This window comes from Marinobacter sp. BW6, from assembly GCF_008107725.1.
Classification (GTDB): domain Bacteria; phylum Pseudomonadota; class Gammaproteobacteria; order Pseudomonadales; family Oleiphilaceae; genus Marinobacter.
In genome coordinates this window covers 74,790-100,281 of the sequence record NZ_VIRN01000054.1, presented here as the reverse complement: position 1 = coordinate 100,281, position 25,492 = coordinate 74,790, and the positions used below count along the sequence as shown (strand labels likewise).

Annotated in this window: 20 protein-coding genes and 1 riboswitch; of the genes, 10 read left to right on the top strand and 10 right to left on the bottom strand. The window is 57.0% G+C overall.

Annotated features, from left to right (window positions below; genetic code table 11):
- Positions 1-40: 40 nt before the first annotated feature.
- Positions 41-1,918, bottom strand: coding sequence for a phosphomethylpyrimidine synthase ThiC (gene thiC, locus FMN52_RS05265; RefSeq protein WP_148607614.1), 1,878 nt, complete (start codon positions 1,916-1,918; stop codon positions 41-43).
- An 88-nt stretch (positions 1,919-2,006) separates the two neighbouring features.
- A riboswitch (TPP riboswitch) is annotated at positions 2,007-2,129 on the bottom strand.
- 182 nt (positions 2,130-2,311) lie between these two features.
- Between thiC and FMN52_RS05260 the strand changes: the two genes are divergently transcribed.
- Positions 2,312-3,694, top strand: a complete 1,383-nt coding sequence (locus FMN52_RS05260; protein WP_148607613.1) for a TolC family outer membrane protein — start codon at positions 2,312-2,314, stop codon at positions 3,692-3,694.
- Between the two features lie 49 nt (positions 3,695-3,743).
- On the opposite strand, the gene waaA is transcribed toward FMN52_RS05260, so the two are convergent.
- Positions 3,744-4,997, bottom strand: coding sequence for a lipid IV(A) 3-deoxy-D-manno-octulosonic acid transferase (waaA, locus tag FMN52_RS05255; RefSeq protein ID WP_148607612.1), 1,254 nt, complete (start codon positions 4,995-4,997; stop codon positions 3,744-3,746).
- 142 nt (positions 4,998-5,139) lie between these two features.
- On the opposite strand from waaA, the gene lpxL reads away from it, so the two are divergent.
- From lpxL to FMN52_RS05235, 4 genes are read left to right on the top strand one after another with little or no spacing between them, the layout of a single operon-like run.
- Positions 5,140-6,066, top strand: coding sequence for an LpxL/LpxP family Kdo(2)-lipid IV(A) lauroyl/palmitoleoyl acyltransferase (lpxL, locus tag FMN52_RS05250; RefSeq protein WP_240339400.1), 927 nt, complete (start codon positions 5,140-5,142; stop codon positions 6,064-6,066).
- 47 nt (positions 6,067-6,113) lie between these two features.
- On the top strand, positions 6,114-7,109 hold the full coding sequence (locus FMN52_RS05245) for an ELM1/GtrOC1 family putative glycosyltransferase (RefSeq protein ID WP_148607610.1): 996 nt from the start codon (positions 6,114-6,116) through the stop codon (positions 7,107-7,109).
- Positions 7,106-8,221: a glycosyltransferase family 4 protein gene (locus tag FMN52_RS05240; RefSeq protein ID WP_148607609.1), complete on the top strand. Its 1,116-nt coding sequence runs from the start codon at positions 7,106-7,108 to the stop codon at positions 8,219-8,221. The genes FMN52_RS05245 and FMN52_RS05240 overlap by 4 nt, the downstream gene beginning before the upstream one ends.
- A complete protein-coding gene (locus FMN52_RS05235; RefSeq protein WP_148607608.1) occupies positions 8,218-9,279 on the top strand; it encodes a glycosyltransferase in 1,062 nt (353 codons plus the stop codon). The genes FMN52_RS05240 and FMN52_RS05235 overlap by 4 nt, the downstream gene beginning before the upstream one ends.
- 16 nt (positions 9,280-9,295) lie before the next feature.
- Here the strand turns inward: FMN52_RS05235 and FMN52_RS05230 are convergent, their stop codons facing one another.
- The gene (locus FMN52_RS05230; protein WP_148607607.1) at positions 9,296-10,090 is read right to left on the bottom strand and encodes a glycosyltransferase family 2 protein; all 795 of its coding nucleotides are present in this window, start codon (positions 10,088-10,090) and stop codon (positions 9,296-9,298) included.
- A gap of 132 nt (positions 10,091-10,222) precedes the next feature.
- On the opposite strand from FMN52_RS05230, the gene FMN52_RS05225 reads away from it, so the two are divergent.
- From FMN52_RS05225 to FMN52_RS05215, 3 genes are read left to right on the top strand one after another with little or no spacing between them, the layout of a single operon-like run.
- Positions 10,223-11,644, top strand: coding sequence for a mannose-1-phosphate guanylyltransferase/mannose-6-phosphate isomerase (locus tag FMN52_RS05225; RefSeq protein ID WP_148607606.1), 1,422 nt, complete (start codon positions 10,223-10,225; stop codon positions 11,642-11,644).
- The gene (locus tag FMN52_RS05220; RefSeq protein ID WP_148607605.1) at positions 11,641-12,546 is read left to right on the top strand and encodes a lysophospholipid acyltransferase family protein; all 906 of its coding nucleotides are present in this window, start codon (positions 11,641-11,643) and stop codon (positions 12,544-12,546) included. The genes FMN52_RS05225 and FMN52_RS05220 overlap by 4 nt, the downstream gene beginning before the upstream one ends.
- Positions 12,540-14,549, top strand: a complete 2,010-nt coding sequence (locus FMN52_RS05215; RefSeq protein WP_148607604.1) for a glycosyltransferase — start codon at positions 12,540-12,542, stop codon at positions 14,547-14,549. The genes FMN52_RS05220 and FMN52_RS05215 overlap by 7 nt, the downstream gene beginning before the upstream one ends.
- On the opposite strand, the gene FMN52_RS05210 is transcribed toward FMN52_RS05215, so the two are convergent.
- From FMN52_RS05210 to FMN52_RS05195, 4 genes are read right to left on the bottom strand one after another with little or no spacing between them, the layout of a single operon-like run.
- Positions 14,508-15,554: a polysialyltransferase family glycosyltransferase gene (locus FMN52_RS05210; protein ID WP_148607603.1), complete on the bottom strand. Its 1,047-nt coding sequence runs from the start codon at positions 15,552-15,554 to the stop codon at positions 14,508-14,510. The two genes, FMN52_RS05215 and FMN52_RS05210, sit on opposite strands and share 42 nt — an antisense overlap.
- 34 nt (positions 15,555-15,588) lie before the next feature.
- Positions 15,589-16,668, bottom strand: a complete 1,080-nt coding sequence (locus FMN52_RS05205; RefSeq protein ID WP_148607602.1) for a CDP-glycerol glycerophosphotransferase family protein — start codon at positions 16,666-16,668, stop codon at positions 15,589-15,591.
- Positions 16,669-17,787, bottom strand: a complete 1,119-nt coding sequence (locus FMN52_RS05200) for a glycosyltransferase (protein WP_148607601.1) — start codon at positions 17,785-17,787, stop codon at positions 16,669-16,671.
- Positions 17,784-18,500, bottom strand: coding sequence for a 3-deoxy-D-manno-octulosonic acid kinase (locus tag FMN52_RS05195; RefSeq protein ID WP_148607600.1), 717 nt, complete (start codon positions 18,498-18,500; stop codon positions 17,784-17,786). Before FMN52_RS05195 ends, FMN52_RS05200 begins: the two co-directional genes overlap by 4 nt.
- Positions 18,501-18,656: 156 nt before the next feature.
- Here FMN52_RS05195 and FMN52_RS05190 point away from each other — a divergent pair, with 156 nt between their 5' ends.
- Positions 18,657-19,721 carry a glycosyltransferase family 9 protein gene (locus FMN52_RS05190; protein ID WP_148607599.1) on the top strand — a complete coding sequence of 355 codons (1,065 nt, stop codon included), beginning with the start codon at positions 18,657-18,659 and terminating at the stop codon, positions 19,719-19,721.
- Positions 19,722-19,809: 88 nt separating this feature from the next.
- Here FMN52_RS05190 and FMN52_RS05185 read toward each other — a convergent pair whose 3' ends face one another.
- The 3 genes from FMN52_RS05185 to glnE form a co-directional block, all read right to left on the bottom strand.
- Complete coding sequence (locus tag FMN52_RS05185) at positions 19,810-20,217, bottom strand: DUF6165 family protein (RefSeq protein WP_148607598.1); 408 nt, start codon at positions 20,215-20,217, stop codon at positions 19,810-19,812.
- Between the two features lie 88 nt (positions 20,218-20,305).
- On the bottom strand, positions 20,306-21,232 hold the full coding sequence (locus FMN52_RS05180) for a branched-chain amino acid transaminase (RefSeq protein WP_148607597.1): 927 nt from the start codon (positions 21,230-21,232) through the stop codon (positions 20,306-20,308).
- Between the two features lie 77 nt (positions 21,233-21,309).
- The gene (glnE, locus tag FMN52_RS05175) at positions 21,310-24,216 is read right to left on the bottom strand and encodes a bifunctional [glutamate--ammonia ligase]-adenylyl-L-tyrosine phosphorylase/[glutamate--ammonia-ligase] adenylyltransferase (RefSeq protein ID WP_148607596.1); all 2,907 of its coding nucleotides are present in this window, start codon (positions 24,214-24,216) and stop codon (positions 21,310-21,312) included.
- Positions 24,217-24,296: 80 nt separating this feature from the next.
- On the opposite strand from glnE, the gene FMN52_RS05170 reads away from it, so the two are divergent.
- On the top strand, positions 24,297-25,475 hold the full coding sequence (locus FMN52_RS05170; RefSeq protein ID WP_148607595.1) for a potassium channel family protein: 1,179 nt from the start codon (positions 24,297-24,299) through the stop codon (positions 25,473-25,475).
- Positions 25,476-25,492 lie beyond the last annotated feature (17 nt).

The window sequence follows — 25,492 nt, the reverse complement described above, 5'->3', positions numbered from 1 at the left end:
GACTTGGAACGATAGCCTTTAGTTGGGTATTACTTCAAGCTCAAACCTTGTCGTAAAGCTTACCCCCGGACTCTACGAACTCGCGGGATTTCTCCTGCATGCCGGCATCCACTGCGGATATTTCGTCCAGGCCGTGCTCCTTCGCATAATCCCGAACCTCCTGGGAAATCTGCATGGAGCAAAACTTGGGACCGCACATGGAGCAGAAATGCGCCACCTTGGCGGATTCCTTCGGCAAAGTCTCGTCGTGATAGGCGCGGGCCGTATCCGGGTCCAGTCCCAAATTGAACTGGTCTTCCCAGCGAAACTCGAAGCGGGCCTTGGAGAGCGCATTGTCGCGAACCTGGGCGCCCGGGTGCCCCTTGGCCAGATCAGCGGCGTGGGCGGCGATCTTGTAGGTTATGATGCCGGTTTTCACGTCATCCTTGTTGGGCAGCCCCAGGTGTTCCTTGGGCGTGACGTAGCAAAGCATGGCGCAGCCGTACCAGCCGATCATGGCGGCACCGATGCCGGAAGTAATGTGGTCGTAGCCCGGGGCAATGTCCGTGATCAGCGGGCCCAGGGTGTAGAACGGCGCTTCGTCGCAGCATTCGAGCTGCTTGTCCATGTTCTCTTTCACGAGATGCATGGGCACATGGCCCGGCCCTTCAATCATGCACTGCACATCGTGTTTCCAGGCGATCTTGGTGAGTTCACCCAGGGTTTCCAGCTCGCCAAACTGCGCCGCGTCGTTGGCATCGGCAATGGAGCCGGGGCGCAGGCCATCGCCGAGGCTGAAGGACACATCGTAGGCCTTCATGATTTCGCAGATGTCTTCGAAATGCTCGTACAGGAAGCTTTCCTCGTGATGAGCCAGGCACCATTTGGCCATGATGGAACCGCCACGGGAGACTATGCCGGTGGTGCGCTTGGCCGTCATCGGCACATGATGCAGGCGAACACCCGCGTGGATGGTGAAGTAATCCACGCCCTGCTCGGCCTGCTCAATCAGCGTATCCCGGAAGATTTCCCAGGTCAGGTCTTCGGCCACGCCGCCGACTTTTTCCAGGGCCTGGTATATAGGCACGGTGCCGATGGGAACCGGGGAGTTACGGATGATCCACTCCCGGGTTTCGTGGATATTCTTGCCGGTGGACAGATCCATGATGGTGTCGGCGCCCCAACGGATCCCCCAGGTCAGCTTCTCCACTTCCTCTTCGATAGAAGAGCTCACTGCAGAGTTACCGATATTGCCGTTGATTTTCACCAGGAAGTTGCGACCGATGATCATCGGCTCGATTTCGGGGTGGTTGATGTTCGCGGGGATAATCGCCCGACCTCGGGCGACCTCATCACGAACAAACTCCGGCGTAATTTCCGGAGGCAGGCTGGCGCCGAAGGACTGACCGGGATGCTGATCTTTCAACAGCCCTTGCTCTCGAGCTTCCTGCAGCTTCATATTCTCCCGAATGGCGATGTACTCCATTTCCGGGGTAAGAATGCCCTGACGGGCGTAATGCATCTGGGAAACGTTATGGCCAGGCTTGGCACGCACGGGTTTGCGCTCATCCATAAACCGCAGCGGGTCGAGCTGCGGATCTTTCATGCGGCGGCGGGTGAATTCCGAGGAGTAATCGGGGAGTTGTTCCACATCACCGCGCTCCGCAATCCACTTAGCTCTCAAAGGCTCCAGGCCATTGCGCAGGTCAATCGTCGCTTCCGGATCGGTGTAGGGGCCGGACGTGTCGTACACCACAACCGGCGGATTCTTTTCACCGCCCATCTCGGTTGGCGTGTCCTGCACGGTAATTTCCCGCATGGGCACCCGCAGATCGGGTCGGCTACCCTGTACGTAGATTTTACGTGAACTTGGCAGAGGTTTAATGGCGGCGGAATCCACCTGGGCGGAATCGCTGAGGTAATCAGGCAAGTTGCTCATCATTCGCTCCCGGAACAATTTTTGGATTTCGGGTCGCGTATGACGGAGCTTTCGACACGGATTCCCTCTGATGAGAACACTGGTCTTTCAGCACTGTGGTCTTAAATCCCTACGCCGGTATTATCCGGATCAGGTCGCGGGTTCTGCGATGCAATCTCAGCCGGTTGCTCCCAGTTTTTCGGAAAGCAGACCAGCACCCCGTCAAGACGCGAATCTGTAATGCGTGACACCCAAAATGGGTGCCATTTGCAAGTGTAGAGCTGCGGGCAATTATTGTCCATAATGGCCAACCAGACCCGTCGGCCCGTAAAACGGAACAAAGCTGCGTGCCCGCCAGCCCGACACGCACCCCGACTGCCGGGCAAAGATGCGTAACTGTATTCAGGAGACAGAATGAAGAAGCGATTGCTTTCCGGACTTATTGGCCTCATGGCGGCCCAGCCCGCTCTTTCCATGGATCTGGTCGAGACCTATGAGAAAGCACTTTCCTACGACTCCGGCATTGCCGCAGCCCAGGCAAGCTTTGAAGCCCAGCAGGCGGCCAGCGATGTCAGCCAGAGCGCATTGCTCCCCCAGATCGGCGCCTTTGGTGAGGGCAATTACATCGATGTGGACGGCCCCAGCCAGGACAACAGCTACCAGGAACTGAATTACGGCGTTCAGCTTACCCAGCCACTGTTTCGGGCCGACGCCTGGTTCCGTTACGACGCGAGCAAGTTCCAGACAGAATCGGCTCGCGCCGAATACAACCTCGCCCAGCAGCAGCTGATCCTGGATGTTGCAACTGCTTACTTCGACGTTCTGAGAGCCAAGGATACCGTTTCGACTGCCAAGGCCGCAGAGGCAGCGATTCAGCGCCAGTATGAGCAGGCTCAAGAGCGTTTTGATGTAGGGCTGATTGCCATTACTGAGGTTTATGAGGCTCGAGCGAGCTTTGACGACACCAAGAGCCAGCGCATTGCGGCAGAGAACCGGTTAAACGTGGCAAGAGAGCAACTGGCCCGATTGACCGGGGAGTATGCGGAGAGACTCGACAACCTGCGCCAAAACTTCCCCCTGGGTCGCCCGGATCCGATGGACCCGTCCGCCTGGGAAGCAACCGCTCTGGAACAGAACTGGTCTATCCAGTCAGCTCTATATGAGCTGAATGCCAACGAAGCCAGCCTCAGGGAAGCAAAGGCCGGACACTATCCGACTGTGGATCTGAACGCGTCCTACGGTAAAACAGATCTGAATGGTATTGATGGTTCCAGCGCTCCGATTACCAGCCAGCAGGATGGTACTACGACTCGCGGGACTATCGGGCTTACGCTGAACGTTCCCCTGTATTCAGGCGGTGGCACTCAGGCCGGTGTCCGCCAACAACGCTCATTGGTCACTGTCGCGGAACAGTCATTGAACACCGTTCGGCGCGATGTTCGGGTTACCACTCGAAGCCTGTTTCTCACCGTCAACAATAACGTTGAGACAGCCTCTGCGCTGGAGCAGACGATCATTTCCCGACGAAGTGCTCTGGACGCTACCCGAGCTGGCTATGAGGTGGGAACAAGGAACATTGTCGAAGTGTTAGATGCAGAACGGGCCTACTATGTCGCCCTGTTGGATTATGCAAACGCCCGCTACGATTATGTAATCAACTCACTTCAGTTGAAACAGGCCGCAGGCACACTAAGCCCTCAGGATCTGATCGAGTTGAACAACTGGCTGAGTGCTGCTGCACCCGGCATCGAGGCGCTGGCCAACGAAAAGAAGACCTTGGACAACCCCGCCCAGTAACAACCAGGGCGGGCCTGAAGGCTCGCCCGCCTCTTATTGGGCGGACTTGTCACACCCGCTCAATGATCCCATCGACCACTTTGTCCAGCGCCCCCCGATTCTTGTTCACAACCGCCAACGCTCTCTGACCAATCGCCTCCCGTTCCTGGTTGTCACTAAAGAGAGACGACACGTGAGCGGCCAGATCATCTACATCGGCAACCAGTTTTACCCCCCGGTCATCGAGAAGACGCTGGTAAATAGTCTCGAAATTGAAGATGTGCGGGCCTGAAAACACCGGAATCCCCCAGCCGGCGGGCTCTAGAGGATTATGACCGCCGCGCTCGATCAGCGAGCCGCCAACGAACGCCAGATCGCTGGCTCCGTAAAGCATCATCAGTTCCCCCATGGTATCTCCCAGATACACCTGGGCCTGGGCAGGGTCCTGTCCGAGCGACCGACGAGCCAGTGTCAGCCCTTCCTTGACCGCATTTTCCGCCACAGACTCAAACCGGTCGGGGTGTCTTGGTACAAGAATAAGCAGAGCGTTCGGATGCTCTGTCAAGACTTCCCCATGGGCCGCAAGTAGTTGACCGTTCTCGTTCCCGTGTGTGCTGCCAGCAATCCAGACTGGCCGACCCGCCAGCTTCTGTCGGAGCGCTGTGGCCGATGCTCGCACATCCTCCGGAATATCCACGTCAAATTTGACACTACCCGTAACGGCCACCTTGTCAGGTGCAACCCCGATTCGCCGGAACCGCTCAGCGTCTTTCTCGGCCTGGGCCGCTACCCAGCTGATACTGCGCATGATGGGGGCCGCAAGGCCTCGAATACGCTCGTAGCCCCGGGCGGAACGCTCCGAAAGCCTGGCGTTGATAAGAAATACGGGAACCCGGCGAGCCCTGCACTGGCGAATCATGTTTGGCCAGATTTCGGTCTCCATGATAACCAGTATCCGGGGATTCGCCCGATCCAGGAAACGCCGGATAGCACCCGGCGTGTCATAGGGCGCGTAGGCGTACTGCACCTGATCACCGAACATCTTGCGCGCCTGAGATAGGCCGGTGTCTGTCATGGCTGTCATGAGGATAGTGATACCCGGATTTCGGGCCAGCAGACGCCGCACCATTGGCGCAGCCGCTATGGTTTCCCCCACCGACACGGCATGAACCCATACAACCGTGCCGCCCGCCCTGGGCACGATACCCAGGCGCTGGTACCAGTTACGCCTGAGCTCCGGAGCTCGACGTCCGTTCCACCACAGGCGCAGCAGGATGAACGGCAGAATCAGCCGAATCAGCTGGGAATAGATAAATTGCAGCACAGAGGACTCCGGGCAAAACAGTGCGTTATCATATCGCAAAACCTATTGATTTGCTTCCGATTGATCGCTCGGGCCAGTGTGGCTACATCATTCGATTCAGACTTTTCAGGACCCGCTTTACGTGAAGAAGAAATATCGGAAAATGCCGCGAAACACGGATTACTCAGCGTACCGCCATCCCCGCTGGTGGCTCACCTGGCTGGGAATCTCCTTGATGTGGTGCGTATCCAGGTTGCCATTACGCTTTCAATGGTGGCTTGGCAAGCTGGCGGGCCTGTTGGCGTTCCGCCTTGCCCGCAGTCGTCGGCACATCGCCGAGGTGAACATCCGGCTTTGCTTCCCGGAACTCACGGCCGCTCAGCAATCTGCCCTGGTTCGGAGCGCGTTTATTGCCAATGGTATTGGCTTACTGGAACTTGGCATCGCCTGGTTTCGCGATCCGGCCAAACTGACAGGCATAACGCAAGTCCATGGCCTTGAGCATTTCGAGCATGCTCTGGCCCAGGGCAAAGGCGTTTTATTATTGGGCGGCCATTACAGCACTCTGGATCTGGGCGGGAGCCTGGTGACTGAATTCATAGAAGCAGACGTCATGCAGCGCGATCATAATAACCCGCTGATGAACGCGGTTATGACGAGAGCCCGTGAACGCCGCTATGGCACTGTGCTGGGCGCCAGAGACCTTCGGGGCCTGTTTCGCAGCCTGAAGAAAAATCGAGCGGTCTGGTATGCCACCGATCAGGATTACGGCCGCAAGGATATTGTTTTTGCGCCGTTCTTCGGAATACCGGCGGGCACGATTACGGCTACGTCCAGGATTGCAGAGCGCAGCGGCTGCAAGGTGGTTCCATTCAGTCATTTCCGGCGCGAAGAAGGCCCGGGTTACGACATTTACTTCCACCCTGCCCTGGAAAACTTTCCCAGCGGCGATGATCTCACGGATGCAACATTAATCAACCAGACTATCGAGCGGGAAGTGCGGCGCGCCCCGGACCAATACCTGTGGATGCATCGTCGTTTCAAAACCCGCCCGGATGAGAACGATCCGGGGTTCTACAAACGCCGGTAACGAAGAATTCAGGCAACACGGAGGCCGGCAATGCATGCCGGAACACCATGGCCAAACCCGACCCCAGAACGCAGGATGCATCCACACCCGTGGTGTGGCTACTGACCGACAATAAGCCGGGCCATCGGAATCAGTTGAAAGGGCTTGGCAATCGGCTTCGCGTCCTGGCCGGGGCAAGCACCTACTGGGTTGATGCCTCCTGCATAAAGGTACCGCTATGGCGTGCATTGCTGGCCTCTCCGCCCCGAATGGAGGCGTCACTGCCTCGACCCGATCTTGTCATCGCGGCTGGATCTGGCACGCATCGATTACTGCTTGCACTGCGAAAACTTCGTGGAACCCGGACACTGGTCATTATGAAGCCCGCGTTTCCGCTATCTCTGGTCAGCGGCGCCTTGATTCCGGCCCATGATCGCGTCCAATCAGGCCCGCGGGTTTTGTTAACCGAGGGAGTTCTGAATACCATCACACCCCTGGCCAGAATCACCGAGAAACGGGAAGCGTTATTGCTCATTGGCGGGCCTTCTCCCCACTTCGACTGGGACGACGATGTCGTCCTGGGACAGATATCACACCTGATCGGCCAGTACTCTGACTGGCGCTGGACCATCAGCACCTCACGGCGAACACCAGAGCCCTTGCAGGACCGCCTCGACGACATGGCCGGGCTGCAGGTTACCGTTGTTCACCCCAAGCAGACCCACGAAGACTGGCTAAGCCATCAACTATCCGCCTCACGAGCGGTCTGGGTGACCCCTGACAGCATGTCCATGGTCTGTGAAGCGGCAACTTCCGGGGTGCCAACGGGACTTTTCGAGCTACCGGCCAGATCCGGCAGCCGGGTTGTGGAAGGAGTGGAGCGGTTGGTACGGGACGGGTATGTTGCCCAGTGGACGGACCACGCCAGCGTGATGGCGGGCAGGGCCGAACATGACAAGTCGCTCTGGGAAGCCAATCGCGCAGCGCGATGGATACTCGAAAACGGGTTACTGCCAAAGAGCCAGAGCACCAATCAACGCCTGCACAAGGGGATCCAACCTTGAGAATTCTTCAGGCACTTCCAGCGCTGTACAGTGGCGGCGTGGAAAGAGGCACCGTAGAGTTTGCCGCTGACCTCGTAAAACGCGGTCACGAATCCTTTGTCGTTTCCAAGGGCGGCCCAATGGCCGAGCAACTGCGGGGACAGGGTTCACAGCATATTTTCATGCCTATACACCGGAAGACCCCCGCGTCTTTCGGTCAGATTTTGCCGATGCGAAAACTGCTTCTCGAACTGAAGCCGGATATCGTTCATGTCCGCTCGCGCATGCCTGCCTGGATTATCTTCCTGGCCCTGAAAAGCATACCCCGGCATGAGCGCCCGGCGGTTGTCTCCACATTCCACGGCATGTATTCGGTGACCCCCTACAGCGCCATCATGACTCGCGCCGATCACATCATTGCTGTGTCCCAGTGTGTGCGGGATTACGTGATGAACAACTACCCGGTGCCGGAAGAAAAGCTGACCGTCATACAGCGGGGTGTCGATGTGGATGCCTTTCACCAACGGGAGCTCACCCAGCAATGGCTGGACCGCTGGTTCCGCCAATACCCGCAGCTTGCGGGCAAGAAAATCATCATGATGCCCGGGCGAATTTCCCGCTGGAAAGGCCAGCTGGATTTCCTGGCCATGATGGCGAAACTGGTGCAGGAGCGGCCCGACTGCCACGGCATTATTGTCGGTGGGGCGGAACCCGGTAAGGAGCATTTCCTCGATGAGCTGGAAAAGGAGCGGGCACGCCTGGATTTGACCGACAAGGTCAGCCTTCTGGGCCAGCGCAATGACATGACCAATCTGTACCTGCTCTCTGACGTGGTCTGTCATATGAGCACCAAGCCCGAGCCCTTTGGCAGGACAGTGACCGAAGCCCTTGCTTCGGGCACACCTGTCGTGGCTTATAATCGGGGCGGAGCAGCAGAAACCCTGCAGGCCTGTTTCAGGGATGGGCTGGTGACACCGGACAACGTGGAGGAATTCGCCCAGTCCGTTTCCCGGATGCTGGATGCCGAACCGCCGGCCATCGAGATTCCTTACCGTTTCCGGTTGGAAGCACAGACAGAAGCGAGCCTGAAGGTGTATGAAAAGGTGCTGACCAACGCCGCCGCCCGATCATGACTTCACCCACAAAACTAACCATCGCCCTACTGGTCGCCACACCCGGCACCACCTGGGGCGGTATGGAAAAACACACCGCCGATCTGGCGGGCGCGCTGGACGAACGGGGGCATAGCGTCCATGTGCTGGGACATAAAACCTACCGGGACAGGTTCCCTGCTGGCGTCCACTTTCATCCACTGCCTGTTCAACTCGGACGCCGGAACCTCTGGCTTCAACTGGCCCTCCGAAGGCGACTTCGCGAAATATCACCCGATATTGTTCACGCCCAGGGCAATAAGGCTGCGCAACTAACAGGTAAAACCGAAAAACTTGCCCGTGTGCTCATCGGTACGGTGCACGGCACCAAGTCCAGCCACAAAGCATTTGATCGCCTCGACGAGATCATTGCCGTAAGCCCACGGATTCTGGCAACTCTGCGGCATCCCCGAAAACACCTGATCTATAACGGCGTGAACTCCAAGAGTCAGCGAATGACAACTGACGACGGCCCGGAGCTACCCTCAGGTGTCACCAATGTCATCGCCGTAGGAAGGCTCGAATCCGTCAAAGGTTTTGATGCACTGATCAGAGCCTGGTCCATGCTCGGCGACTCGGCATATCGCTGCCATCTCACCATTTTCGGCGAGGGCAGCCAGCGGCCCCAACTGGAACAGTTAATCCGTCAGTTAGCACTGGAGCACTCAGTCACTCTGGCAGGGTTCAAAGAAAATCTGGCGTCCGTCTACGACACGGCCGAATTGACGGTGATCAGTTCCGAGCGGGAAGGTTTTCCCTATGTGCTGGCGGAGTCGCTTATCCACGGCTGCCCGGTTATCTCCACTCCGGTATCGGGGCCTCGGGATCTTCTCCCGACTTCGTCGCTCACACCGGGACACCGGGATAGAGACCTTGCCGACCTGATGACCCGGGCGCTCGCCGATTTGGAGACTCTGAAAAAGAGCCAGCAGTCCGCTGTGGCATTCGCGCGTGAAACGCTGACGGTTAAAGCCATGGCTGAACAAACAGAAGCCCTTTATCTGAGAGCAGTTGCCGAGCGGCTGGGTACTCAAAGGTAATTTTGGGGCGCGCGCCCTACCGGGTACTTTCCTGCTCAAACTCAGCCAGCATTTGCATCTCACGAGCCTTTGCAAGACGCATAAAATTCCGATTGGCCGCAGTAATGGCGACGCTAAGGCCAAACCAACCATTCAGAATCTGGCGGTGCAACAGGTAATACTTCAGGAACTTCACGGGAAACTCGGCGAACAGGCGGGCACTGGAAATCCGCCGTCCCTTTGCGGCAATAAAGCGGGCCTGCTCCGTCGACAACTGGCAGTACTTGCGCTCCATCTGCTCAAGGGAAATCAGCGTGCGATGCAATACATCACCCTTGAGATCCAGAACCCGGCCGGCTTTCACCTGGGGCCGGTCATTGTTGCTGTCTTTTTCAGCCTCAATCACCGCCTTGGTCCGATTGTAGAGTCTCAGGATTTTCTTCGATTTATCATGACGGAACGGATGCCGGGAATCTGGCTGGGACAGCACCCAGCGCATCCGAAACCCCGCAATATTCGGGTCGACAGGCTTTGAAAACAGGGCCTTGATGTTGGCCACAAGCTCGTTCGACAACACCTCATCCGCATCCAGATCCAGCACCCAGTCATTGCGGCACAGGCTTGCGGCGAAGGCCTTCTGGCAGGCAAACCCCTGCCAGTCATTATGAACAAACCGGGCGCCCGCCGCTTCTGCAATTTCACGGGTTCGGTCAGTGCTTCCGGAATCGACTACGATAATCTCATCGACCCAGCCGGAAACCTTCGCAAGTGACTCTGGCAATCGCAGTTCTTCGTCCTGGGTGATGTAATAAACAGACAACGGAAGCTTCATCACAATTCCTGGTGTCGGGCCAATCAGTTTACGGATTGCTCAGAACAATATCATGGTTGCCTTATGATAAGATGATGCGCCTGATTTTGATGTTTTTCTTGGCATTCTTTAACTCAAGCCCGGAGTGTACAGATGATTCACCCCGTCATTATGGCTGGCGGCACTGGCTCACGCCTTTGGCCGATGTCGCGCCAGCTGAATCCGAAACAGTTCCTGAAACTGACCAACGGTCCCCTGTCGATGTTGCAGGCCACCGTTGCGCGGCTTGAGGGCATGGACGCAGCAAACCCTCTTCTGATCTGCAACGAGGAACACCGGTTCCTGGCTGCGGAGCAAATGCGGCAATCCGGCCACGAAGATACGCGCATCATTCTGGAGCCCTGTGGCCGGAATACGGCGCCGGCCATCGCATTGGCAGCGCTACAGCTGACCGAGGCTGCGGACAAAGGTGCCGATGATCCCCTGATGCTGGTGTTGGCAGCGGACCATTTGATCAAGGACGTCATGGCCTTTCAGGAGGGGGTAAAGAAAGCCATTCCGCTGGCACGGGAGGGTAAACTGGTTACCTTCGGCATCGTGCCGAACCATCCGGAAACCGGCTACGGCTACATCCATCGTGGCACGGAGCTTGGCCCCGACAGCTACCTGGTGGACAAGTTTGTCGAGAAGCCGGACCAGGCGACTGCAAATCGCTACCTGGATTCCGGCGAGTACCTTTGGAACAGCGGGATGTTCCTGTTTGGCGCCCGTCAGTACCTCGAGGAACTGGAAGCCCATCGCCCGGACATCCTGGCCGCGTGCCGTGCCGCCATCGCAGATACCGCCGATGACTTGCATTTCACCCGGATTAACGCCGAACGATTCGCGGAATGCCCCTCGGACTCTGTGGACTATGCCGTCATGGAGAAGACCGACAAGGCTGCCGTGGTTTCGCTGGATGCCGGCTGGAGCGATATCGGCTCCTGGTCGGCGCTATGGGAAGTCAGTGACAAGGACGCGGACGGCAACAGCCTCACCGGCGACGTGATTACCCACAATACCGCCAACACGCTGGTCCGTGCCGACAGCCGGCTGGTAGCAACGGTTGGCGTGGACAACCTGGTGGTTATCGAAACCAAGGATGCCCTTCTGGTCGCTCACAAAGACAGTGTCCAGGACGTCAAAACCGTGGTGGAAAGGATCAAAACCGATGGTCGCCACGAACACATGAACCATCGGGAAGTCTATCGGCCCTGGGGCGTTTACGATTCCATCGACAATGGCGCCCGATACCAGGTCAAACGCATCACGGTCAAACCCGGCGCCAAACTCTCTGTACAGATGCATCACCATCGCGCCGAGCACTGGATCGTGGTCAGTGGCACCGCCCGGGTCACCAACGGCGAGAAAACCTATCTGGTCACCGAGAACCAGTCCACCTACATTCCGGTTGGCCAGGTGCACTCGCTGGAGAATCCGGGAGTCATCGATCTGGAACTGATCGAAGTCCAGTCGGGCTCTTATCTGGGTGAAGACGACATTGTTCGTTACGAGGATCGGTACGGCCGGAAATGAGCAAGATCAAATATTTCGTCATTGCCGGGCTGCTCAGGGTTGCCGGCTGGTTATCCCTTGCCGGCGCCCAGCGGGTGGGTCGTTTCGTGGGTTATCTGGTGTGGCGACTGCCCACCAAGTCGCGACAGGTAACCGACATTAACCTGTCCATATGCCTCCCCGAGCTGTCAGACACCGAACGCGCAGTTATGTCGAAAAGGTCCCTGGCCCAGACCGGCATGACGATGCTCGAGGTCCCCCTGATGTGGGAGTGGCCGGTGGAGAAATGCCTTGGCCTGATCCGGGAAACCGAGGGGCTGGAACTGATCGACAAGGCCATGACCGGCGACAGGGGCCTGATTCTCCTCGCGCCGCACCTGGGGAACTGGGAGCTGGCCGGGCTGTTCTTTTCCTCGCGCTACAAGATGGCAGCGCTTTATAGCCCACCGAATATGCCCGAGTTCGAAGACTACATGATCAAGGTGCGCGGGCGGCTTGGCTCTGAGCTGGTGCGGGGCGACCGTCGTGGACTGGCCCGACTTGCCTCGATTCTCCGGGAAGGCGGTGTTGCCGGGATTCTGCCGGATCAGTCACCCCGGGGCAAAGGCAACGCCTTTGCGCCGTTCTTTGGCATGGAAGTGAAGACCATGACCCTGGTGTCCAAACTGATCCAGCGCACCGGCGCCAACGTGCTGATCACCTATGCCGAACGCCTGCCCGATGCTTCCGGATTCCGGATCGTCGTGCGCGAGACCGGCCCGGGCCTCGGCGACAAGGACCCTGTGGCCGCAACTACGGCCATGAATCACGCCATCGAACAATGCGTGCGAGAAATCCCCGAGCAGTATCAGTGGGAGTACAAGCGCATGCGCCATCGGCCACCCGGCGAAATCAACCCCTATAACCCGGACCGCGTATGTTGAACCCCAGACTGGCCTTCCATGCACTGCTGATCATCGGGCTCGGCGGCGCACTGCTGTCTTCGAGCATCCTGGCCGGCGCAACCCTCTTGCTCGCCATTGCAGGCATGGCCCTCAGTGCCCGGAAATCACTGTATAGAACCGGCTGGGACAAGCCCAAAGAGCTCAGGCTACTGCACTTTTCCTTCTGGTTCTTCGTTCTCGTGAGCTTTCTGTCCTGGACCCTGGAAGGCTTTGACTACGAGGGCGGAAAGACATTTGGCACGCACGCCAGGTTTATCCTGTTCTGGCCCCTCATTGTTGCCATCAGTTATGCGCGGATCGGCGCCCGCACGACTTTTGCTGCCATCGGACTGATGGCTGTGTCTGTCATCGGGATTTTTCTGGTGACCATTGCTGCCCGCCAGGGCGCGCTTGGTCAGGTGTTGAATTCCCGTTTCGGTGGCGGGATCAACCCGATCAGCTTCGGAAATCTCGCCCTTCTGGGGGGCATGTTGACGATCGTTGCTGCCATGTTTTTTATTCGGGATAAACGGACGGGCCTGGCGATACTGTTTTTCACCGGTGGAACGGCTGCGGTCCTGATTTCGATGCTGTCTGAAACCCGCAGCAATCTGGTTGCTCTGCCATTTCTTCTGGTCGCGCTTGTACCGCTGCTCAGCAAAAGGCTTCGAATTGCCGGATTGGTTGTTGTGCCACTGCTCGTCGCCGGCGCGATTATCACCAGCGATCGCATGTCCAGTTCACTCAATGGTTTGCTTCACAACGGGCACCTGGATTCAGGTATGGAAATTCGCCTGGAAGTCTGGGGGCAGGCCTTGAATATGCTCAGCGACAACCCCTGGACTGGCGCTGGCCTCGGTGGCTACACCCACCGCATAGAATCGGAAGTTGCAACTGGCAATCTGCCGGAGCACTTCCTGGACTGTTGCACGGGACATGCCCATAACGATCTGCTCAATAACGCTGCCACCAGCGGTATTCCCGGCGTTCTCAGCTGGGCCCTGCTTATTTTCATTCCGCTGGCCATCTTTGCCAGAAACCTGTCCAGCCGCCATGCCGCCACGGCGCACCTTGCGGCGGCTGGCTGTATGGTATCCCTTGGGTACTTTTTCTTTGGCCTGACCGAAGCCACATTCAATCGAACCCTGTTCCTTACCTTCTACCTGCTTGCGGTTGCCTCCATCGCCTCGGCTATGTTCACTGAGTTGAGCGCGTCCTATGTTCGAAACAGGGCCCGGAAGGTTTCAGCGACCATTATCACGAAAAACGAAGAAGACCATATTACCGACTGCCTGAAGTCAGCGAGGCTGGTTGCAGACGAAATCATCGTTCTGGATAGCGGCAGTACTGACAGGACTGTGGAACTGGCCAGAGAATTGGCCGATGTTGTTGAAATCACCGACTGGCCCGGTTTTGGCATCCAGAAGCAGCGCGCACTTGAGAAAGCGACCGGTGAGTGGGTGCTGTCACTGGATGCCGATGAGCGTGTCACACCAGAGCTGGCAAAAGAGATCAACGATCACCTTGCAGACCCTGACGCGGACGCCTATAAGCTTCCCTGGGCGGTAACGATTTATGGCAGTCGCCTAGATTTCGGGCGCAGCGGCCGAGCACCGCTCCGACTGTTCCGTCGGGAAGGCGTCAGTTTTTCAGATGCTCTGGTACACGAGCGGATACTGATTCCATCAGGACGCAAGATCAAAACCCTCAGAGGCCGCCTGACGCACTACACACACCGGGATTTCGGCCATTCTCTGGAGAAAAGCGCGAAATACGCCTGGCTTGGTTCTCTGGAGAAGCATCGCAAAGGCAAGAAGACCCGCACCATGATCTACCCTACTCTGCGAGGCTTGATGACGTTCGTGCAGGTTTACTTCATACGTTTCGGCTTTCTGGACGGCTCTGTGGGTTATCTGACAGCGGTCACCTATGCTCAGGTAACGTTCAACAAGTATGCCGGGTTATGGACTCTGGACAGGCCGGCCCGTTTCGAAAAGTCGTGACCCCCGCAGGAGCGTCGTTTCCACGCCTACGCTCCTGAACATACTCCTTATCTCCTCATAATAGGGGAGCCGAGCGCCAAGTGCGGCGTCATCAATCTGGAACACCCGGATCTCCGGGAAAATCTTCTTCAGCGTAAACAGCGCGGTTGAAGCAAAGCTGTAGAAAGCCAGATACATTTCTCCGGATAGAGCTACCTCGACCTCTATCGGACGACCGGCCTGTCGTATCTCGAGCGGAAATTCTGCCAGCAACTTCTCCAACTCTTCCCGGCTTTCCTTTCGGTGCATAAAGTACACAACGCGGCTCTCAGGATGACGTTCCACCACGTGCTGAATTTGCAGTTTCAGTTGCTGAAGCCGCTCTTCTCCACCGAAGGGCTGGCCAAGAAATCCAACCATGGGCATTTGCCTGCTGTCTCGGGCAGAGGTCTTGAAGGTTTTGCGAAACACGGGAAAATCATGGACTTGCACCTGAACCAGCTCCGAGCTCTGCAAAGGAAAGAAGGTGAAGAAAGCGATCACATCCGGAACTACGCGATGAATCCGGATGCCCATGGTTTTCAGAAGCCGTTTTTTGGCCGCTGAAATCCGGGAGGCAATACCCTCGTCGTGAATGGCGTGGTAATAGGTTACCGTCGCCAAGCCGTCATCCACAAAAATCAGCTGTTCGCTATCGAAGCCCCTGTAAAACACCTCATGGATCCAGCTGGACTTGTTTCCGATAAACAACCGTTCGATTTTTCGTCGCGAAAGGCTCTTGGCAACCGCTCCCAGACGAAGATAAAAGGAACTCTTTTTCAGATAGATGGTTTCGATACCCTGCCAGCCCAGCGCTTCGGCAAGGAAAGCAATTTGCTCCTCGGTCTCCCGATTGTCAGGTCGGGCAATAATCAGAAGTGTCGTTTCAATACTGCAGCCATAGTGGTGACGAGCCTCGGAGCAACTGATCAGCTGCAAAGGAGTGCTCGCAACAAAGACATTGATAGGACTGGCGGCGCTGCTCACATTATTCGATTCCTGGTCTGGACCTTTGCAGCATCTATCCTGAGCTTTCCGGTGCCATACGTGCAAGTTCCTTGCGCAACCGGCGCCTGACTTTCAGTTTGCGCAACAGATTTATCGGCTTGCGCTTGAGTTGGCTACGTTTGTTGATCAGGAAATCCTCAACCGCATCAAGAACCCGCTCGCTGGAACGACCATCGCGGAAACTGTGCAATTGATCGCAAAGTGCTCGCGTTTCTCTCATCAACGCATCGGGGTACTTAACCGCTTCCTCCAGCGCCGACTCAACGCTCTCCACGTCGTGGACGTCGATCAGATAGGGACCCGGCATTTTAGTTCTGAAGGTAACGACCGGCCGATCCAGGAACATGAATTCGAACATGATGGATGAGGTATCACAAAGCATCACGTCTGCCTGAGGAAGCAGGGGCAACAAATCTTCATCGCTCTCGACGAAGCGAAGGTTCTCGCCACTCAGCTTGCGATACTGATCCACCACGAAAGGATCCATCTTCGGATGCAGGGTCACAATGAACTTCCAGCGGCCGTTCCTCGAAAGCTCACCAATTTTCTCGACAAGCTCCGGCGCCGAGGTAACGGATCGGCTAAAGGTCGAGGCGTAAAATACCACCGGCAATTCATTTTCAGAGCGACTTCTCTTGCCCGCCTCTCGTTGCGATAAAAGAGGATCCAACTTGGGCCAGCCGGTATGGGCGACCCCGAAATGCTGGTATTGCGCTGCCAACTCACGGAATTTCTCCGTGTCTTTCAAGGCGTGGGTGCAATAGAGGTCAAACCATCCTCGAATCCGGTAGTGATCACTTTCGTCCTCGCTGCTGTGCCCACGCTTGTTACGGGCCATGCCATGGAACACCTCCACTTTGATTCCTGGAAAAAAGTAGGGTGCCCAATCCCCGGGCACAAAGGTTGCGTCTGCGTTGTAATCCATGACCTCTTTAACGGAGGCAAGACGTCGCTCGTCCGATTGAAGCGGAGCCGTCGAGCAACCCGCTACGAACCAGGCTGTCTCGCCACCCCGGCGCCGAATCTCATCCTGGAGGGGGCGCAGGATTGAATAGGAATAGGGCTGGTTAACAAAAAACAGATACCGGCGCATTCAATCCCTGCCCGTCAGTGCTTTGTATATCTCACCCGTCTCCCTGACGGTCTGTGAGGTGTGAAAATCCCGGGCTATCCTTTGCCGCGCCGCTTGCCCAAGCGAGGCGGCCAGCTCCCGGTCGCGGTACAGCCGCTCAATGGCCTTTGACAGCTCATTGGTATTTTCCGGCGGGACCACCAATCCACTAACGCCATCCTCCACAAGCTCGGGCATGCCACCAACATTAGTCACCACCGGCGTCACACCATAGACCATAGCCTCGATAACAGCTCGGGGCAGCCCCTCCCTTTCCTTCGAAGGCAGCACAAACACATCGCTAGCTGCGGCAATGGCCGGCGCATCGGTACGGAACCCCGTGAAGTGAATGCGTTCGGGGTGAGACGCGGCGGCAGCCTGCGCCTGAATCTCGCCGTTTTCGATGACATCCCCGACCAACAACAAATGCGCATTCACATCCTCTGCCAGCTTATCCATAGCCGCTATCAGGTCATCGAAGCCTTTTCGAGGACTGTTGCGTCCGGTACAGCACACCACGAATGCGTCCTCCGGGACGCCAAACTGGCCAAGGTCGGCCTTGGGTGACTGATACCAATCCAGGTCATGCCCCTTGTAGATTCTTTGGAGCTTTCTTTCAGGGATGTGCATCCACAGGAACCGAAGGCTCGCGAGGTAGTCCTTGATGGCATCGGCGACACAGACAATCTTGCTGACACGTGGGTGCAGGAACGTAATCCAGGACTCCGGATTGAGAAAGCTGATGTTACCGATCACACCACGATAGGCGACGATCTTGATATCTGTCCCCCGGGAAGCCCGCAATCCGCAGGCCAGGGCTCGGGGATTATAGGCGTGGATGACATCGTATTTTTTCTTCGCCAGTTGTTGGCGGATGGCCTCAGTGCCTTCCTTGTCAAAGCGGTTCTTCAAGGCGATAGGACAAGCAACCATGCCCTCGTCGACGAGGCGCTGATAATTCCTGCCCTTCGGGTTACACATGACGTCGACGTCGAATCCGGCCTTTCTGAGTCCGATAAAGAGTTCAGTCTCCGGACGATCGCAGGCATCCGTAAGACAAAGTACCGACGGTAGCGATCCGCCCTGTTGTGGATGGGTCAAGTGGCCATTCCCCTGTTGTATCCGTTCATAAAATTACTCCAGACCTTTGCCCGGGCGCCCTCTCCGGCCACCTTCACAAGCGACCGCGAGAAGCGATCAAGATTGGCCTCTTTCCAGCGCGCCGGGGCACTGCCTGTAATCAACCTGCTCTTGTCGAAATCAATCAGAAAGTATTCTTCGCCTCGAACCAATACATTGAAGCAGTTAAGGTCTGCATGCATGACGCCGGCGTCGTGAAATCGACGAATGGTTTCTCCGATGGACGCCCAGGCCTCTTCGTCCAATTCGGGAATAAGATCAGCCAGCGGCGACGTGTTCTCCAACCGCTCAATGATGATAGCGGCCCGATACTGAATCGGTGACAGTTTCCGATACCAGGCTGCAACCGGCCGGGGTACGGGAAGCCCCTGGCCGACCAGTGTGTTCAGCAAGCGGAATTCTGCAAAGGAGCGTACATCCGCCTCGCGAGTGAAGGCATAGGCATATCGCGCAAATTTCGCCATCAACCCGCCCCGGCGATATTCCCGAAGCACCAATCTGTCCTCTCCGGCCTGCAAAAACCAGGCACCGCCGCGACCGCCACTGCTAACCGGCCTGGCCTGATCGCCCCAGGAAGCGGCATTGAACCAGTCTTCGGCAACCCTGCCCTCGTAATCGGGGTGAATCAGCATTGCCGAAGCCTTCTCCCGAATACAGATTTCAGACTCCACCATACTGGACACCTGGTCACCAAAGTGAAAGAAGACACGCCTCACCCGCACTCGCCGGGACGGACACGCGCGAGTGCGTTAGAATGGCGGCCAGTTTACCAATGATTGCCGACAAAGCTCCACAGCACCCGGCCACAACCTGAACCGGATCAATATCTGATGAACTCCATTTGCATTCTTCGCCTGTCCGCCATCGGCGACGTGACCCACGTGATACCTGTCGTCCTGAGCCTCCAGGAGCAGCTTCCCGGCGTGAAGATCACCTGGGTTATCGGCAAGATTGAGGCAAAGCTGATCGGCGATCTGCCCGGCGTTGAATTCATTGTTTTCGACAAAAAGGCCGGCCGAAAAGGTTACGCCGAGCTTCGCAGACAGATGCAGGGTCGCAAATTCGACGCGCTGCTTCATATGCAGGTGGCGTTTCGAGCCAACCTTGCAGCCGCCTGCATTCCCGCTCACACCAGGATTGGCTATGACAAGGCCCGCAGCAAGGATCTTCACGGCCTGTTTATAAACCGCCGAATCAAACCGGCACCCAAGCAGCATGTGCGCGACTGCCTCGCCAGCTTCCTGGAGCCTCTGGGGCTTGAGGCGGCCCCACCTAACTGGCAGATTCCCCTGAGTGACTCGGACCATCATTTCGCCAGGGACCAGCTGTCAGCGGATCGCAGAAACCTTGTGATCAGCCCGTGTGCCAGCCACACCCTGCGAAACTGGCCATCAGAGCGCTATGCCAAGCTGGCAGATCATGCAGTACAGAAACACGGAATGAAGGTGATCCTGGTGGGCAGTCCCGCCCCCTTCGAGGCCGAGTATTGCGCCTCAATCGAAGCCGCAATGAAGGAAAAAGCCCACAATATCTGCGGCAAGGACACCCTCAAGCAACTGACCGCCCTGATGACCCACGCCGATCTGGTGGTGGCACCCGATACCGGGCCTGCCCATATCGCCAGTGCCGTGGGTACCGATGTGCTTGGGCTGTTTGCGGCGAGCAACCCGCACCGGTCCGGACCTTACAATTCACTGGAGTGGTGCGTGAATCGTTACCCTCAGGCTCTGGAAAAATTCACCGGAAAAACGGTGGAACAGGCGCGATGGGGGGCAAAAGCAGAGTTCGAGGGGGCGATGGAGATGATCACGGTGGCAGATGCAACGGGAATGCTGGATCAGTGGATTGAAGCTCACCCCACATCAGATACAAAAACAGCGCCCGAGTCTGACTGACTTGGCGCCGCTTGAGATCGTTGTCGGATTGCGCCTTGCTAATCCGACCTATCGGTACCCTTACAACCTACGGCCAAAACGTCGACGGTTACTTGCGGGCGGTGTAATCCTGGTAGGACTTCTCTTCCACGAAACGTGACCCCAGTGCCAGGTTGACGTCTTTTTTGATGGCTGCGCGCTTGTCGTTGGTCACATACACAGCGCGGGCCAGCTCAATGAATCTCGAGCCAAAGTCCTGAGCCGCTTCCTGATCACGAATGTCGTCTTCGATCACCCACAGCTCTTCGTTTACCGTCTTCAGTTGCTTGCGAAGATCGGCAATTTCAGCAGCCTTGTCCTTTACCGCCTCGTCCCAGGTGGCACTCAATTCGTCCAGCTCAAGCCGAACGTTCTTGACCTTCGTTTCGTCCTTGATGCGCTCGGACTTGATTTCGAGAATGGTAATTTTGTCCAGCACCTCGCCGAAAGATACCGGTACCTTGATAACGTCTGCCATTTGCTCGTCCCGCCAGTAAACAGGGTGTGTTCAACAACAAAGCCGCCGGGCTGAAGCAGTCAACGGCGGCTTGCTACCTTTTCTGGAATCAGCCTTTGACGTGAGTCAGCCAACCGCTGTGCTCGGCCAGCTTGCCCTTGACCGCATCAAAGTACATGCCCTGCAGCTTCTCGGTCACCGGGCCGCGCTTGCCGGCACCGATCACACGGCCATCCAGCTCACGGATCGGCAGCACCTCAGCCGCTGTGCCGGTGAAGAAGGCTTCGTCAGCGATGTAGACTTCATCGCGGGTGATCCTGCGTTCCTTGACCGGAATGTTCAGCTCGTGGGCGAAATCCAGGATCGTAGCGCGGGTAATCCCTTCCAGGCAGGAGGTGAGCTCCGGCGTGTGCAGCACACCATCACGCATGATAAAGATGTTCTCCCCGGAACCTTCAGCAACATAACCTTCGTTGTCCAGCAGCAGGGCTTCTTCAGCGCCGCCGGAGATGGCCTCATTCAAGGCCAGCATCGAATTGATGTAGTTGCCGTTCGCCTTGGCCTTACACATGGTGATGTTTACGTGGTGGCGCGTATAGGACGACGTGCGCACCTTGATGCCCATCTCCTTGGCTTCCGGAGACATGTAGGAAGGCCAGCTCCAGGCCGCAACCATTACGTGCACCTTGAGATTATCGGCTCTGAGACCCATACCTTCGGAACCGAGAAACGCCATCGGACGGATATAGGCTTCGTCGAGGTTGTTTTCACGAACAGCCGCGCGCTGCGCTTCATTGATCTCGTCCTTACTGAACGGCATTTTCATGTTCAGGATATGGGCGGAGCGGAAGAGTCGATCGGTATGCTCTTTCAGGCGGAAAATGGCCGGACCGTTCGCGGTATTGTAGGCCCGCACACCTTCAAAACAGCCCAGGCCGTAGTGCAGGGTGTGAGTCAGGACGTGAGTCTTGGCTTCCCGCCAGGGAACCATTTCACCGTCCAGCCAGATAACGCCATCGCGATCAGCCATCGACATTCTTCATTGCTCCTAAAAAAGCGTTTTTCGGGGGAACCGGCATTCTAGCAGGAAATTCTGCCGGAATTGAATTTGCCTCAGGCATCAATCATCACTTTTTTCCACATGGCGCGGATGTAGTCACGTTCTTCGGTAAAGCCATCGCCGTCCACCCGGCTATTGAGGTTCTGAAGCGCCCTCCGGTGTATGGTCGAGCGGAGGGCAATGAAGGTTTCCCTGAGTTTCTCGGCATCTTCCACCGCCATTACACCGGCGCGCCCCAACTCTTCCATCTGGCGAATGTTGTCGGACCACTGGGTCAGCTCCGGATGGTCTGAGCACCAGGCCAGCATCAGATACTGGACCATAAACTCGATATCAACGATGCCCCCGCTATCATGCTTGATATGAAACACCTCGGCCTGCCGGCTTTCCGGCGTGGCGAGGCTGGCGCGCATTTTCTCCCGCATTTCCAGCACATCGGTGCGAAGCTTTTCACGGTCGCGAGACTGGCAGAGGATGTCATGGCGTATGGACTCAAACGCTTCAAGCGTCTCGCTGCATCCTGCAACGCCCCGGGCACGGGCCAACGCCTGATGTTCCCAGGTCCAGGCATCTTCTCGCTGATACTTTTCGAAAGCCTGGAGAGTGCTGACCAACAGACCCGAGTTGCCGGACGGCCGCAGGCGCATATCGACCTCGTAGAGCTGCCCTGACGGCGTCTGGGTGTTGAGGATGTGGACGATCCTTTGCCCCAACCGGGTGTAGAAAACCGCGTTATCGATGGGTTTTTCGCCGTCGGTAGCCAGCTCCGGATCAGCTTTATGCACAAACACCAGATCAAGATCGGAGGTATACCCAAGCTCGATCCCACCCAGCTTGCCATAGCCAATGATGGCGAAATCGGTCTCACAGGCAGAACCATCTTGCCTTCGAGGATACCCGTGACGGCTAACCAGGTTGGCGAAGGCCACGTCCACCACGTGTTCCAAAACGACCTCTGCAATCCAGGTCAGGTAGTCACTGACCTTCATCAACGGCAATGTGCCTTTGAGTTCGGACGCCGCCACCCGCAGGATGTGAGCTTTCTTGAAATGCCGCAGGGACTCCATCTGCTCTTCCAGATCTTCAAACGGAATCCGCAGCATCTGCTGGCGCAAATCATCCTGTAACTCGGCCTTGGCGGGAGGGTGATACAGGCTTTCGGCATTCAATAGCTCATCCAACAGGAGCGGCGTTTCCGCCAGTTGCCGGGCAATCCAGGGACTCTCACTGCACAACCGGACCAGCTGGGTACAGGCGCCCGGGTTTTCCAGCAGCAACACCATGTAGGCAGTTCGCCGCAGAATGGCCTCTACCAGCTGCAACACCCTCGACAGAGTCTCGGAAGGGTTATCAACCTGGGTGAGCGCCTCAAGCAGCATGGGCATGAACTGGTTGAGACGCCTCCGACCCTGGGTTTGAAGGTTCTGTACGGTCCGGTTGTCACGTAGGTCAGCCAACTCCGCCAACGTATTCCCGGGATCTTCATACCCCCGGGACTTCAACCACTCGGCTGCGGTACTCTCTTCCATTTCAGACAACCAGAGCTCGAACCACCCCTCTTCAAGGGACGCCTGGTCCTCATCCTCGTCGTCGTCAGTGGTGATGATATTGGCAAAATGGGTTGCCACGCGCTCCCGGTGCTCCTTGAGACTCTGCTCACAAGCCTGCCAGCTCTCAAAACCCATGATCGTGGCTACCCGCGCCTGGGAGAGTTCATCCTCCGGAAGCAGTTGGGTCTGTTTATCCTCCATACCCTGAAGCGCATGTTCCAGGTTTCTCAGGAACACATAGGCGTCGCGAAGCTCACTGACCACCGCCGAGGGCAGCAGCTCCAGCTCCTCAAGCTCTTTCAGAATGACCAGCAACTCCCGCTGCTGGAGCTCCCGATCCCGTCCACCGCGGATGAGCTGGAACGCCTGGACTACAAACTCGATCTCGCGGATACCACCACTACCCAGCTTGATGTTGTTTTCGAGTCCCTTGCGGCGCACCTCCCGGCCGATCATGGCTTTCATGCTGCGGAGGGATTCAAAGGCACTGAAATCGATGTACTTGCGATAGACGAAGGGGCGTAGACTCTCCATCAGGACCTCGCCGGCTCTCTGTTCGCCGGCCACCACACGGGCCTTGACCATGGCATAGCGCTCCCAGTCACGACCCTGATCCTGGTAATACGTTTCCAATGCGGCAAAACTCAGTGCCAGGGCTCCGCTCTGGCCGTAGGGCCTGAGACGCATATCTACCCGGAACACGAAACCATCCGCCGTTATCTGGTCCAGAGCCTGGATCAGCCGCTGCCCCAGGCGGACGAAAAACTGCTGATTGTCCATCGAGCGGCGCCCGCCGACGGTTTCCCCCTTGCTCGGAAAGGCAAAGATCAGGTCGATGTCCGAGGACACGTTCAGCTCCCGACCACCCAGTTTGCCCATACCCAGGACCACCATTTTCTGGTCTGCCTCCTGACCAGAAACCGGATCAGCGCCACGGGGCGTGCCATACTGTTCACACGCATCCCGGTACAACCAACTGAGCGCTCCATCAATACAGATATCAGCGAACACACTCGTCGCCGCCATGGTTTCTGTCAGGTCCGCCCACCGCATCAGATCCCGCCATATAATCCGGAACTGAGTCTCCATGCGAAACTGCCTTAGGGCCGAATGCAACGTCAGTTCGCCATCGACTTCAGAAAGATACTCCTGCCAACGGCTTTCCAGGTAATCCGTCGTGGTGGGCTCTGTCAGCGAACGGGAGGCCATCAGGGCCTGAATCTGCCCGGGATGGCGCTCCAGAGTCTGGCGCAGGAAAAGGCTGCGGGCTATCGCCGTGGTCACCACGGCGTCATCCATTCCCTCTGATGAGGTTAACCAGGCCGGAACTCCCTCCGGAAACACCGATTCCCAACAACCGGCGACATCATCCACCAGCGGTTTCGGAAGGCTGTGCCACGGCTCGGACATAATGCAAACCCCTGTCTCTCTGTTATATTTCCGGTACTGTATAACGAACTTCCCCGCAACTGAACAGGCCGCCGACACGGATGCAAAGAAACCGCCGCCCCCTGAATCCGGAGCATCAGGAAACCCACCTGCCCATGGGCGGACTCATTCGAAGCCGGATGAAGCGCCTGTTCGCGATACTGGGCGTGTTGCTGTCGGTACAGGTTCTGATCATCTGGACGGTGGAGGACCTGTCACTGTTCGAGGCCGCGTGGTTAACCATGACCACTCTCGTGACTGTGGGCTACGGTGATTACGCACCGCAGACGATGGTCGGCCGTTTCAGCACCATCGTACTGATGTTTATCTCTTCAATTACCTTGCTGACACTGATCGTCAGCGACTATATCGAATACCGGTTCTACCGCCGGGAACGCATTTTGTCAGGAAGGTGGATCTATAAAATGAATGACCACATCATCATCATTAACACACCCCAGCATGGCGGAGACCAGTACTTCATGAGATTCGCCTCCCAGATTCGGGCGATTCCGGGCTACGAGACCATTCCCATCATGATCCTGACTCGTCAGTTTCCGATGGGGCTTCCCAACGAACTCTCAGACATCGGAGTTGTGCACTACCACGGTGCAGGCTTTGATTCTGAAGCGCTAAAAGCGGTTCACGCCGGCAGCGCGAGGCATATCATCGTACTCGCAGCAGATGAAGCTGACCCTTATTCTGATAGCCTGACCTTCGACATCGCCCATCGATTGACGGAGTTGAATCTCGGAAACCACACCATCGTCGAGTGCGTCAATGATGAGAACCGCGGGCGCTTCAAGGCCCTCGGTATCCGAACGATCCTCCGCCCGGTCCGAACCTACCCTGAAATCATGGTGCGCTCCGTCGTGGCTCCCGGCTCCGAGAAGGTTCTCGAAGATCTTTTCAACTACGAACATGACCACCCCCACCGGTACGACCTGAAATTGGACGACCTCAATTGGGCCGATATTGTCAGTGCTCTGGTGCGCCATGGCATTGGAACAGCGCTCGCCTATATTGACGACGACAATGAAGTCATCTGCCATCCGCCGACCAACGAGGAAATTGAAGGTAAAGGTTTAATTGTGCTGGTTAAATCCGCCGAAACGCCGGAAGTCTCTGTGGTGGAGGAAGCACTGGAGCGATACCGGGTATTCCTGAAGCAATGGCGCGCTCATTCGGCTGCCCAGGAGACCGGCGAAGCAGAGCCATCACAAAACAACTCACCCGGCTAGTGAGCACCAGGCTCTAG

What these genes read in the sequence shown, in the direction of transcription:
- lpxL (WP_240339400.1), top strand. Translation starts at nt 5,140, where the DNA reads ATGCCGCGAAACACGGATTACTCAGCGTACCGCCATCCCCGCTGGTGG.
- FMN52_RS05170 (WP_148607595.1), top strand. Translation starts at nt 24,297, where the DNA reads ATGCAAAGAAACCGCCGCCCCCTGAATCCGGAGCATCAGGAAACCCAC.
- FMN52_RS05235 (WP_148607608.1), top strand. Translation starts at nt 8,218, where the DNA reads ATGACTTCACCCACAAAACTAACCATCGCCCTACTGGTCGCCACACCC.
- glnE (WP_148607596.1), bottom strand. Translation starts at nt 24,216, where the DNA reads ATGTCCGAGCCGTGGCACAGCCTTCCGAAACCGCTGGTGGATGATGTC.
- FMN52_RS05195 (WP_148607600.1), bottom strand. Translation starts at nt 18,500, where the DNA reads ATGGTGGAGTCTGAAATCTGTATTCGGGAGAAGGCTTCGGCAATGCTG.
- FMN52_RS05185 (WP_148607598.1), bottom strand. Translation starts at nt 20,217, where the DNA reads ATGGCAGACGTTATCAAGGTACCGGTATCTTTCGGCGAGGTGCTGGAC.
- thiC (WP_148607614.1), bottom strand. Translation starts at nt 1,918, where the DNA reads ATGAGCAACTTGCCTGATTACCTCAGCGATTCCGCCCAGGTGGATTCC.
- FMN52_RS05180 (WP_148607597.1), bottom strand. Translation starts at nt 21,232, where the DNA reads ATGTCGATGGCTGATCGCGATGGCGTTATCTGGCTGGACGGTGAAATG.
- FMN52_RS05230 (WP_148607607.1), bottom strand. Translation starts at nt 10,090, where the DNA reads ATGAAGCTTCCGTTGTCTGTTTATTACATCACCCAGGACGAAGAACTG.
- FMN52_RS05260 (WP_148607613.1), top strand. Translation starts at nt 2,312, where the DNA reads ATGAAGAAGCGATTGCTTTCCGGACTTATTGGCCTCATGGCGGCCCAG.
- FMN52_RS05190 (WP_148607599.1), top strand. Translation starts at nt 18,657, where the DNA reads ATGAACTCCATTTGCATTCTTCGCCTGTCCGCCATCGGCGACGTGACC.
- FMN52_RS05215 (WP_148607604.1), top strand. Translation starts at nt 12,540, where the DNA reads ATGTTGAACCCCAGACTGGCCTTCCATGCACTGCTGATCATCGGGCTC.
- FMN52_RS05245 (WP_148607610.1), top strand. Translation starts at nt 6,114, where the DNA reads ATGGCCAAACCCGACCCCAGAACGCAGGATGCATCCACACCCGTGGTG.
- FMN52_RS05225 (WP_148607606.1), top strand. Translation starts at nt 10,223, where the DNA reads ATGATTCACCCCGTCATTATGGCTGGCGGCACTGGCTCACGCCTTTGG.
- FMN52_RS05205 (WP_148607602.1), bottom strand. Translation starts at nt 16,668, where the DNA reads ATGCGCCGGTATCTGTTTTTTGTTAACCAGCCCTATTCCTATTCAATC.
- FMN52_RS05220 (WP_148607605.1), top strand. Translation starts at nt 11,641, where the DNA reads ATGAGCAAGATCAAATATTTCGTCATTGCCGGGCTGCTCAGGGTTGCC.